Here is a 12,261-nt window from a genome sequence, read left to right on the forward strand (position 1 = left end):
TACTGTTCGCGATGCGGTTGTGGCATTTCTAACCAGCCCCACAATGATCTGTCGGAACATTCACGTATCAAAGGGTATTAACACAAAAGACCGTAGTCGTATTTTTTAGGCGAGGGACACATTCCTGTCGCGGTCTTTTTATCTGCATACGTTAACCAATAAAAATATTGAGCGATGAATTATGAGAATGAACTGCTTTTAAAGGAAAACAAAGACAGGTTTGTATTGCTTCCTATCAACTATCCGAAAGTGTGGGAAAAGTATAAACAACATGAGGCCAGTTTCTGGACAGCAGAAGAGATTGATCTGAGTGCAGACCTAAAAGACTGGGCTTCGTTGAATGATGGCGAACGTCACTTTATTACCCATGTACTTGCTTTCTTTGCTGCCAGCGATGGTATTGTGAACGAGAACCTGGCGGTGAATTTTATGAGTGAAGTGCAGTTGCCTGAAGCCCGTTGTTTCTATGGTTTCCAGATCATGATGGAAAACATTCACTCTGAAACATACGCTTTATTAATTGATACTTATGTAAAAGATCCGGTTGAAAAAGACCGCCTGTTCCATGCTATAGAAACAGTAGACGCTGTGAAGAAGAAAGCACAGTGGGCGCTGCGCTGGATCGAGAACGGTAACTTTGCTGAGCGCCTGGTAGCTTTTGCTGCAGTGGAAGGTATCTTCTTCAGCGGCAGCTTCTGTTCTATCTTCTGGCTGAAGAAAAGAGGACTGATGCCGGGTCTGACCTTCTCCAATGAGCTGATCAGCCGTGATGAAGGATTACATTGTGAGTTTGCCTGCCTGCTGTACAAAATGCTGGAACAGAGACTTTCTGAAGAACAGGTACATACTATTATAAGGGATGCTGTAAGCATTGAAAAAGAGTTTATCACTGATGCCCTGCCGGTAGATCTGATAGGTATGAATAGCCGTCTCATGGCTGAATATATCGAGTTTGTTGCTGACCGCTGGCTGGCTGAACTGGGCTATTCCAAAATATATAATACGGCCAATCCGTTTGACTTCATGGAAATGATCTCCCTTCAGGGTAAGACCAATTTCTTTGAAAAACGCGTAGGCGATTATCAGAAAGCAGGAGTTATGTCTGGCAAGGATACACAGACCTTCAGCCTGGATGAAGATTTCTAATAAGGCATAATAATTGCAGATAACTGCAGAATTTGCCGACCACTTATTTTTTAAATTACTCAACCTCTTAAATTCATTTACCCATGTTTGTAATTAAGCGCGACGGCCGCAAAGAAGCGGTTAAGTTTGACAAGATTACTGCCCGTATAGAAAAGCTCTGCTATGGGCTGAACGCGGAATATGTGGACTCCATTGATGTTGCGAAGAAAGTGATACAGGGGTTGTATGATGGCGTTACCACCAGCGAGCTGGATAATCTTGCAGCTGAGACAGCAGCTTCGCTTACTACCAAACATCCTGACTATGCCTTGCTGGCATCACGTATTGCAGTGAGCAATCTCCATAAAAATACAGAGAAATCATTCTCCAAAACAATGAAGAAACTGTATGACTACATCGATCCTAAAGTAGGTAAACCAGCGCCATTACTGGCTGACGATGTATGGGAGATCATCAATAAAAATGCGGAGATACTCGACTCCAGCATTATATATGACCGTGACTTTGCTTTTGACTATTTTGGTTTTAAAACACTGGAACGTTCTTACCTGCTGAAACTGGATGGAAAAGTAGCCGAACGCCCTCAGCATATGTTCATGCGTGTGTCAGTAGGTATCCACAAAGAAGATATCGACTCTGCCATCAAGACCTATAACCTGATGAGTGAGCGCTGGTTCACACATGCTACTCCTACCCTGTTCAACGCAGGTACTCCAAAACCACAGATGTCCAGCTGCTTCCTGCTCACCATGCAGGATGACAGTATCGAAGGCATCTACGATACATTGAAACAAACTGCCAAGATCTCCCAGAGTGCAGGAGGTATTGGTCTTAGCATACACAACATCCGTGCTACAGGGTCCTACATCAGCGGTACCAATGGTACTTCCAACGGTATCATCCCAATGCTGCGCGTATTCAACGATACCGCACGTTATGTAGATCAGGGCGGTGGTAAACGCAAAGGCGCTTTTGCTATCTATCTTGAACCATGGCACGCTGATATCTTTGAATTCCTGGACCTGCGTAAGAACCACGGTAAAGAAGAGATGCGCGCAAGAGATCTTTTCTATGCACTGTGGGTGCCAGACCTGTTCATGAAACGTGTAGAAGAAAATGGCGACTGGTCACTGTTCTGTCCTCACGAAGCACCTGGCCTGCATGAATGCTGGGGTGAAGAGTTTGAAAAGAAGTACACACAGTACGAGCAGGAAAACCGCGCCCGTAAAACAGTAAAAGCACAGGATCTCTGGTTTGCTATACTGGACGCACAGATTGAAACAGGTACTCCTTATTTGCTGTATAAAGATTCTGCCAACCGCAAATCCAATCAGCAGAACCTGGGTACTATCAAAAGTTCCAACCTCTGCACAGAGATCATCGAGTACACTGATGCAAATGAAGTAGCAGTATGTAACCTGGCTTCCCTGGCACTGCCCCGCTTTGTTATAGACGGTCAGTTTGATCACCAGAAATTATATGAAGTAACATACCAGGCAGCGCTGAACCTGAACCGTATCATCGACAATAATTACTACCCTGTTGATGAAGCGCGTAACAGCAACCTGCGCCACCGTCCTATAGGCCTGGGCGTACAGGGTCTGGCTGATGCCTTCATCCTGATGCGTTATCCGTTCGAAAGCGAAGAAGCCAAACAGCTGAACAAAGAGATCTTCGAAACCATCTACTTTGCATCTCTGACCGCTTCAAAAGATCTGGCAGCAAAAGAAGGCGCATACGAAACCTATCAGGGTTCTCCTGCATCCAAAGGTATCCTGCAGTTCGATATGTGGGGCGTAACTCCTACCACCCGTTGGGACTGGACAGCACTGAAAGCAGAGATCAAAAAGCATGGCATCCGCAACTCCCTGTTGCTGGCGCCAATGCCTACAGCATCTACTTCTCAGATCCTGGGTAACAACGAATGTTTTGAGCCTTATACATCAAATATCTACACCCGCCGCGTACTGAGCGGTGAGTTCGTAGTAGTGAATAAGCACCTGCTGAAAGACCTGGTAGAACTGGGCCTGTGGGATAATGACATGAAGAATAAGATCATTACTTCCAACGGTTCTATTCAGCATATCAATGAGATCCCTACACAGATCAAAGATCTGTACAAAACAGTGTGGGAGATCAAACAGCGTACTATCATTGATATGGCGGCAGACCGCGGCGCATACATCTGCCAGTCACAATCTCTCAACCTCTTTGTTGACACTCCATCTGCAGCTAAACTGACCTCTATGCACTTCTACGCCTGGAAGAAAGGTCTGAAAACAGGTATGTATTACCTGCGTACACAGGCAGCTGCACAAGCAGTACAGTTCACTGTTGAGAAACAGGGCGGCCAGCAAATGGAACCAATGGTTGCAGCAAAAGCAGCAGCCGGCACCGGTAAAGCTGATCCTAAACTGGACGAAGTTGAGTTTGTGGAAGGCGCAGTATGCACAATGGAAGAAGGTTGTGTTACCTGCAGCGCATGATGATAATTTTCGAAATAATAAAAAAGCCGCTCTGTGTATATAGAGCGGCTTTTTCTATTTAATGAGAAAAACTCATTTACACTTTTACTCCTCCTCTTCAAATCCCCACTTCTCCAGCAGGTTTTCAAACTGCGCGTCCGGCAGGTTCCTTCTCTCATAATGCCCTGCAATTGTTTTCTGCCTTAACGCTTCATAAATACTTACCGCACATGCTACAGAAATGTTCAGGGACTTGATAATACCCACTTGCGGAATGATAAAATTCCCATCAGCAAGATCGCGCACTTCATCACTCACACCACTGTGCTCATTGCCGAACACCAACGCCACAGAACCGGTAAAATCTATTTCATAAAGACTTACAGCATCTGCTGCCAGGTGAGTGGTAAATATCTTATCATACTTCTGACGCAGGGCAGCCATACATTCTGCAGTGTCTGAATACTGGTGAATGGTCAGCCATTTGGCCGCGCTGGAAGAGCTTTTAGCCCCCCATTTCTTATGCCGGGGTATCTGGTTGTTCAGTACATAGATCTCCTGGATACCAACAGCATCACAGGTACGCATAACAGCCGAAATATTGTGCGGGTCCTGTACATTTTCCAGTACTACAGTAAGACCGGCCTGTCTTTTATTCAATACGGATAAGAGTCGTTCCCTGCGTTCAGGTGTCATAATCAGGTAAATAAAATTTTCAAACCGCAAATTTAAATCAATTCAGATTGCTGAATACCAGTTTTCATTATTACCTTCATTCATTAGTAAAAATCTATATCTACAACATGTTCAAAAAAATCCTGAAAGTCTTAGGTATTTTCCTGCTTGTACTGATAGCAGCAGCAATTGCCATCCCTTACTTCTTCAAAGGGAAGATCATGTCTATTGTAAAAACGGAACTGAACAAACAACTGGTGGCAGATGTCGATTTTAAAGATGTGGATATCAGCCTGTTCCGGCATTTCCCCAGACTGGCCGTAGCCCTGGAAGATATGCAGGTAGTAAACCGGGCTCCTTTTGCAGGAGATACCCTGTTTGCCGTGAAAAAGATTGACCTGGCGCTGAACCTCATGAGCGTGATCAAAGGCGGTAAAATGGACATTTACAACGTAACCATCCAGGCACCCCGCGTTTATGCACATGTGAACAAAGCCGGCGAAGCTAACTGGAATATTACCAAACCGGATACCGCCCAGGCCCCCCCTGCAGATACTGCCTCTTCCCAGTTTTCCCTCAATCTTCAGAAATATAGTATTGAAGATGCTACCATCAGGTACGAAGACGAACAGGGAGATATGGCATTACTCATAGAAAACCTGGACCATGAAGGTAAGGGCGACTTTACACAGGACCTCTTTACCCTGCAAACAAACACTGAAGCAGAAGGTATTACCTTCCGTTATGGACTGATACCTTATTTGCTGCGTACTAAAACAACTCTGGACGCAGACATTCAGATAGATAATAAAACAAGTACATACACCCTGCAAAAGGGCAAAGCTACCCTGAACAACCTGGAACTGGCGCTGCAGGGTTTCTTTAAACTGGTGAACGACAGCACATACGGCATGGACCTTACCATGAAAGCACCCTCCACCAGGTTTAAGGACATCCTTTCCCTGGTACCCGCCATTTTCATGCAGGACTTTGATAAGATCAAGACTGATGGTACCGCCGCCTTTGACGGTTACGTAAAAGGTACTTACAGCAATACCCAAATGCCGGCCTTTGGTCTGAACCTGGATGTAAAGAATGGTTTCTTCCAGTATCCGGATCTGCCCAAGCCAGTAAAAAATATCCAGATAGCACTGAAAATAGACAATGCTGACGGTGTACCTGACCACACTGTTGTAAATATGCCATCTGCCCACCTGGAAATGGATAATACTCCTATTGACCTTCGCCTGCTGGTAAAAACACCGGTATCAGACATGTATGTAGATGGTGCTGCCAAAGGAAAGCTGGACCTCTCCAAAGTAACCCAGTTTGTGAAACTGGAAGAAGGTACTACCCTGAGCGGCCTGGTAGATGCAGACATTACCGCCAAAGGCAATATGAGCGCTATAGAAAAACAGGCTTACGATAAGTTCTACGCTGCAGGTAACATTCTGGTAAGCAACCTGCTGTACCGCAGCAAAGACTATCCTGATGGTATCAAGGTGAACACCCTCTCCATGCTGTTCAATCCAAAGAATGTATCCGTACCAAAGTTTGAAGGCCAGTATATGGGCACCAACTTCCAGGCTAACGGTGAAGTGAATAACATGATGGCTTATGTGTTCAAGAACGCACCGCTGGATGGTAAACTGTCTGTCAAAGCAGATGAAGTGAACCTGGATAAATGGATGGGAACCACCACCACTGCGGAAACACCTGCCGATACCGCCGCCCTGGCGCCATTTCCAGTGCCTGGTAACCTTGACTTTAATATCCTTGCACAGGTAGACAAAGTGCATTATGATAAACTGGACCTGACCAATCTTTCCGGCACCTTACTGCTGAAAGATGAAACCGTATCCATGCAACAGCTGAAAGCAAATGCCCTGCAAGGCAATATGGAAATAAACGGCAGCTACAGCACCAAAAACAGCAAGACCAACCCGGATATTGCCATGGCCTACAATGTACAAAGCATCGATATCCAGCAGGCTTTCAATGCTTTCAATACCGTACAGGCATTAATGCCACTGGCTAAATTCCTGAATGGTAAAGTAACTTCCCAGCTCAGCCTGAAAGGGAAACTGGGAGGAGACATGATGCCGGTGTTAAGCAGCCTTACCGGCGATGGTAACCTCCTCCTGCTCGAAGGTGTACTGAAACAATTTGGACCGGTAGATCAGCTGGCCAGCACCCTGAATGTAAATCAGCTGAAAAACTTCTCCCTGCGTGATGTAAAAACCTACTTCGCTTTTGAGGACGGTAAGGTAAAAGTGAATCCTTTCAAAGTGAACGTAAACAATATCAGCATGCTGGTAGGCGGTACTCACGGCTTTGACCAGTCTCTCAATTATACTTTGCAGATGACACTGCCACGCAGCGTGATAGGCAAACAGGGAGACGCATTGGTGAACAACCTGGTTACCCAGGCAAGCAATAAAGGCATCAATGTAAATGTAAGCGACAGTGTACATCTGAACGTATTACTGGGTGGTAACATTACCAAACCTACCTATAAAACAGACCTGCAGGAAACAGCTTCAGGCGCCATCAACAACCTGAAAGACCAGGCAGCTACACTGGTAAAGAATAAAGTAGACACAGTTAAAACTGCATTGAAAGATACACTTCAGTCTGTTAAACAAAAGGCCGTTGCCAGTGTGAAAGATGAACTTACCAAACAGCTGACAGGTCAGAAAGATTCTTCCGGCACCAAATCCCAGCCATTGCAGAACGTGGGTAAAGATGCTGAGAAAGCGGTGAAGAGCACTATTGGCAACATATTCAAGAAGAAAAGCAACTAAGCTGTAACAGCACCTGGCTAAAATTTCCAGGACCTGCTCAGCACAGAAAAATTACCATCATTTACAAACTGGTCCAGATTACAGTATTATTACTGCATCTGGACCGTTTTTTTTTACGTATCCCACATATTTTACTATTTTGGACAACTTTTTATCTCAAAATTTCGGCACCTTAGCAGAACTGACCAGAATGCTTATTTCTATCCTGCAATGGTGCGTTAACTAAAGAAATAACCTTTAAGGAAATTATGGAAAGCGAGCGTTACATATCAGAGGGTAACCTTGAAAAGATCCTTCTCGGATTTGCAACTCCTGAAGAGAAGGATACGCTAAACTTATATTATGACTTGTTTCCCGAACTTGAAGAAGAAAGGGATGAAGTAGAACGTCGCATAGAAAAAGCTATGTTCAAGGACGCTGTATTACCTCCCATTTACGTAAAAACCAATGTAATGCGACAGATAGCTCTGGATGTACAGGAACTGCAAAGAGCCCCGCAACAGGCAAAAAAAAATTTTAACGTGACCAATGTTGCTCCTCCACCAGGTACAATGCGGGTACACGTAGCCTGGCGCATTATACTCATCATACTTTTATCTATGATCTCCCTGTCCTTACTGGCAGCCATCGTCTTTTCGTATATGGCCAAGTAAGTTATCCCGGATAACGAATATTTAAAAAAGCCCTCCCGCCCGGAGGGCTTTTTAATGCGCAGAAAGCAACTATTTTCTTTAATAAAAAAGCCGTGTTGCAAAAACAACACGGCTTTCAGTATGCAAGAATTTCTGTTTATATATTCGTATGCTGCATTGCTTTGTAATTTTCCTGCATGGCTTTAAGTTTTTCTTTACCGTAAGCCAGACGGGTAATAATTACAAACAATACGGGTACAATAAAGATAGCCAGGAAGGTAGCTGTAAACATACCACCCAATACTGTCCATCCCATTGTTTTACGTGATTCTGCACCGGCTCCGCTGGCTATGACCAGGGGCAGGATACCTAACAGGAACGCTAAAGACGTCATGATAATAGGACGTAAACGCAACCTGGCTGCTTCTACGGTGGCTGTTACCAGCTCCATGCCCCTGTCTACACGTTCTTTCGCAAATTCGACGATCAGGATCGCGTTCTTGGCAGATAAACCGATCAGTGTGATCAGACCAATCTGTGCATATACGTTATTGCTCAGGTTAGGCAGGAATGTCAACGTTACAATAGCTCCAAATGCACCGATAGGTACCGCCAGCAGTACAGAGAACGGTACTGACCAGCTTTCATACAGGGCTGCGAGGAACAGGAACACAAATATGATAGACAATGCAAAGATGTATACTGTTTTAGAGCCGGACATGATCTCCTCACGGCTCAAACCAGAGAACTCATATCCATATCCTTCAGGCAATACTTCCGCAGCTACTTCCTGCAATGCCCTGATAGCATCACCACTACTGTATCCAGGAGCAGGGCTACCGTTTATTTCAGCAGAACGGAACAGGTTATAGTGAGATACTATCGGAGCACTTTCTGTTACCTTATAGGAGGTCAGTGCACTCAATGGCACCATCTCTCCGCTGGTATTCCGTACAAAGTACTGGTTCAGGTCCTTGATATCTGTACGATAAGCAGTATCTGCCTGTGTCACCACACGGAAGTTACGTCCGTATATTGTGAAGTCGTTGATATAGGCGCTACCCATATACGTCTGTAATGCAGTAGCCACTGCAGAGATCTGTACGCCCATTTTCTTGGTCTTCTCACGGTCTATTTCCAGCTGGTAGCCGGGAGTACGCGCTGTGAAGAAAGAGAATGCCCTGGCTATTTCAGGACGCTGATTGATAGCCATCGTGAATTTCTGCAGTACCCCTTCAAACTGTTTGATATCTGTGCTTCCGCTCTTCTGCTGCAATATGAAGGAGAAACCTGCTGTAGAGCCAAGACCGGGAATAGCCGGTGGCGGGATCACAACAGTATTGGCTTCCTTAAAACGTGCAAACTTCTGCTGCACCTGTGCTACCAGGCCAAAGATCTGCTGCGCTTTGTCTTTACGTTCATCCCATGGTTTCAGCTGACAGAAGATGGTACCACTGTTTGACTTGGTAGCAAAGCTCACAACGTTCAAACCGGCAAGTGCCGCATAGTGATCAATACCTTTCACACTGTCCAGGGTATGCATCATTTCTGTTATTATAGCAACTGTACGTTCTGTGGAAGAAGATTCCGGCAGGTCGAAAGTGATATACAGACGGCCTTCATCTTCTGTAGGAATGAAGCCTGTAGGCTTATTTTTGAAAAGGAAGATAGTTCCTACTACAAGGCATAACAGGAAAATGGCCACATAACGGGCCATGCGTATGCTCTTTTTAACCCCCAGCGAATACCTGCTCGTTACATGGGCAAACCATACGTTGAACTTATAGAAGAACTTGTTCAGGCCTTTTGAATCCTTGTCCAGGTGCATAGGGCGCAGGATCAGGATACACAGCGCCGGTGTCAGCGACAGGGCTACAAAGGCAGAGATCAGTACGGAGATCGCTATCGTGATGGCAAACTGCTGATACAGACGGCCTACTATACCGGGAATAAATCCTACCGGTACAAACACCGCTGCCAGGATCAGGGCAATCGCAATTACAGGCCCGGAGATTTCTTTCATGGCCGCAGTGGTAGCCTCTTTCGGCGTCATCTGCTCATGGTCCATATTATGCTGGACCGCTTCCACCACCACAATGGCATCATCCACCACAATACCGATAGCCAGTACGAAACCGAACAGGGTCAGGGTATTGATTGTAAATCCAAGTGGTATGAAGAATATGAAAGTAGCAATGATAGATACCGGGATTGCCAGTACAGGAATAACAGTAGCCCTCCAGCTCTGCAGGAACAGGAATACCACTATTACCACCAGTGCCAGCGCTTCCAGCAATGTTTCCACAACCTCATGGATAGACACCTGGATCACGGTTACTGACTCAAACGGTACTACGTAATCCACATCTGCAGGGAAGGTTTTCTTCAGCTGTTCCATGGTTTCATATACAGCTTCCGCCGTAGAGATAGCGTTACTGCCCGGGGCCTGGTATACCAGCAGGTAGGAAGCTCTTTTGCCATCTACATAAGAGTTGTTGCCATAGCTGAATTTACCCAGCTGTATGCGGGCTACATCTTTCAGGTAAACAATGCTGCCATCTGAAGGACGTGTTTTGACAATGATATTGCCAAATTCAGCGGCGTTGGCCAAACGTCCTTTTACAAAGATGGTGTACTCATATGTCTGACCAATTCTCTGAGGAGGCGCACCTACAGTACCGGCTGCAATCTGCGCGTTCTGTTCGGTAATAGCAGCCCTTACTTCCTCAGCTGTTACGCCCATCTGAGCCAGCTTGTCTGGTTTCAGCCATACACGCATACTGAAGTCGTCCGCACGGGTGAAGATATCACCTACACCTTTTGCACGCAGCAGGGCGTCTTTTACAAATACGTTGGTATAGTTATCCAGGAAGGTTACATCGTGTGTACCTTTAGGTGAGTATAAAGCTACCAGCATCAGGATGCTGGGGTTACGCTTTCTTACTGTAAGACCTAAACGTTGTACTTCCTGTGGAAGGGTAGGCTGTGCAATACCTACACGGTTCTGTACGTCCAGTGCCGCAATATTGATATCTGTACCTACCTCAAAGTTTACAGTAAGGCTCATGGATCCGCTGTTGGTACTGTTGCTTGACATGTAGGTCATGCCGGGAGTACCATTTACCTGTACTTCTACAGGTGTAGCCACTGTCTGCTCTATAGTCTGAGCATCAGCACCGGTATACGTACCGGTTACCTGTACCGTGGGCGGTGAAATTTCCGGGTACTGACCAATAGGCAGGCTTGTCATGGCCAGCAGTCCTACCAGCACCAGCACAATAGAGATCACTATTGCCGTAACCGGTCTGCGTATAAAAGTATTTGCAATCATGTTCTTCTTCTATTGATTCAAACTCAAACTATAATCTATTTCTTACCCGGTTGAGCCGGAGCTTTTTTTACTGTGGTAGTATCTATTTTACCACCATCGCGTAAACGCTGGAAGCCTTCAACTACTATCAGTTCTCCCTGCTGTAAGCCGTCGCTTATCACTATCTTATCGGCAACACGTGGGCCCAGCTGGATCTTACGCTGTTCCGCAACGGTATCTTTTGCGATGAATACAAAGAATTCACCCATCTGTTCAACCACAGCTTTGTAAGGTATCAGTACGCGGTCTCCGGACTGATCGTTCAGTACCTGCATTACACCGCTCATACCGTCTTTCAGCACATCTTTAGGGTTGTTGAATTCTATACGTACCCTCACGGTAGCTGTCTGGTTATCTACTCCGCGATCAATTGCCAGTATTTTACCATGTTCCGTATAAAGAGAACCGTTAGGCAGCTGCAGGCGGAAGGTTGAATCTCCTGCGCCAATGGTTTTACCCTGCAATGCAGAGAAACGGGAAATATCAGTTTCGTTCACCACGAAGTCCACACCGATAGGGTTCTCGCTGGACATGGTGTTCAGCAGTGTTGATCCCTGGCTTACCTGGGCGCCCAGCTTTACCTGTGACAAGCCTATACGGCCGGTGAAGGGAGCTTTAATTACAGAGTAATCAAGATCAGTACGGGCAGCAAGCAGCGCTGCTTCTGCAGCGGCAAGCTGGCTACGGTTCACTTCCAGTGTGGCATTTGCATTATCCAGGGTCTGGCGGGCAATCGCATCCTGTTCTGCCAGTTTGTTATAACGGTCAGCATCCTTCTGTGCCCTTACAAAATTTGCTTTTGAACTGGCAACATTGGCTTCTGCCTGGCGGAAAGCAGCTTCATATTTACGGCGGTCTATTTCATAGAGGGGTTTCCCTTTCTGTACTACCTCACCTTCCTTGAAGAAGATCCCGGTAATGTATCCTGTTACCTGTGCACGCAGCTCTACCTGGTTCAATGCTACCACTGATGCAGGATACTTATCATAATAGATTGCAGTGCCTAACGTTGCCGCTGTAACATTTACCGGTGTAGGCGGCATTACCATACCCTGTTTCTGGGCCGGACCTTTACAGGAAGCCAGGTAAAACATGCCTGTAGCGCCAATGAGGAGAATGTGTTGCTTTGTTTTCATCTGAAAATATTTGTCCTTTCAATGACCGGACCT

Annotated in this window: 7 protein-coding genes; 4 read left to right on the forward strand and 3 right to left on the reverse strand. The window is 45.8% G+C overall.

Translation table 11 applies throughout. From position 1 onward, the window contains the following. The first annotated feature begins 174 nt into the window (after positions 1–174). Positions 175–1,146, forward strand: a complete 972-nt coding sequence (locus tag GO493_RS17800; RefSeq protein WP_157307569.1) for a ribonucleoside-diphosphate reductase small subunit — start codon at positions 175–177, stop codon at positions 1,144–1,146. Positions 1,147–1,229: 83 nt separating this feature from the next. Next, a complete protein-coding gene (locus tag GO493_RS17805; protein ID WP_157307570.1) occupies positions 1,230–3,632 on the forward strand; it encodes a ribonucleoside-diphosphate reductase subunit alpha in 2,403 nt (800 codons plus the stop codon). An 84-nt stretch (positions 3,633–3,716) separates the two neighbouring features. On the opposite strand, the gene GO493_RS17810 is transcribed toward GO493_RS17805, so the two are convergent. Further along, positions 3,717–4,307: a TrmH family RNA methyltransferase gene (locus GO493_RS17810; RefSeq protein WP_157307571.1), complete on the reverse strand. Its 591-nt coding sequence runs from the start codon at positions 4,305–4,307 to the stop codon at positions 3,717–3,719. A gap of 107 nt (positions 4,308–4,414) precedes the next feature. Between GO493_RS17810 and GO493_RS17815 the strand changes: the two genes are divergently transcribed. After that, positions 4,415–7,090: an AsmA family protein gene (locus GO493_RS17815; RefSeq protein WP_157307572.1), complete on the forward strand. Its 2,676-nt coding sequence runs from the start codon at positions 4,415–4,417 to the stop codon at positions 7,088–7,090. A 248-nt stretch (positions 7,091–7,338) separates the two neighbouring features. Beyond that, entirely contained in the window at positions 7,339–7,743 is a 405-nt protein-coding gene (locus GO493_RS17820) for a hypothetical protein (RefSeq protein ID WP_157307573.1), read from the forward strand. 136 nt (positions 7,744–7,879) lie between these two features. Here GO493_RS17820 and GO493_RS17825 read toward each other — a convergent pair whose 3' ends face one another. Continuing rightward, on the reverse strand, positions 7,880–11,053 hold the full coding sequence (locus GO493_RS17825) for an efflux RND transporter permease subunit (RefSeq protein WP_157307574.1): 3,174 nt from the start codon (positions 11,051–11,053) through the stop codon (positions 7,880–7,882). A 35-nt stretch (positions 11,054–11,088) separates the two neighbouring features. Continuing rightward, a complete protein-coding gene (locus tag GO493_RS17830; protein ID WP_157307575.1) occupies positions 11,089–12,228 on the reverse strand; it encodes an efflux RND transporter periplasmic adaptor subunit in 1,140 nt (379 codons plus the stop codon). Positions 12,229–12,261 lie beyond the last annotated feature (33 nt).

Origin of the sequence: Chitinophaga tropicalis (assembly GCF_009758205.1) — a bacterium.
In the GTDB taxonomy this organism is placed as follows: domain Bacteria; phylum Bacteroidota; class Bacteroidia; order Chitinophagales; family Chitinophagaceae; genus Chitinophaga; species Chitinophaga tropicalis.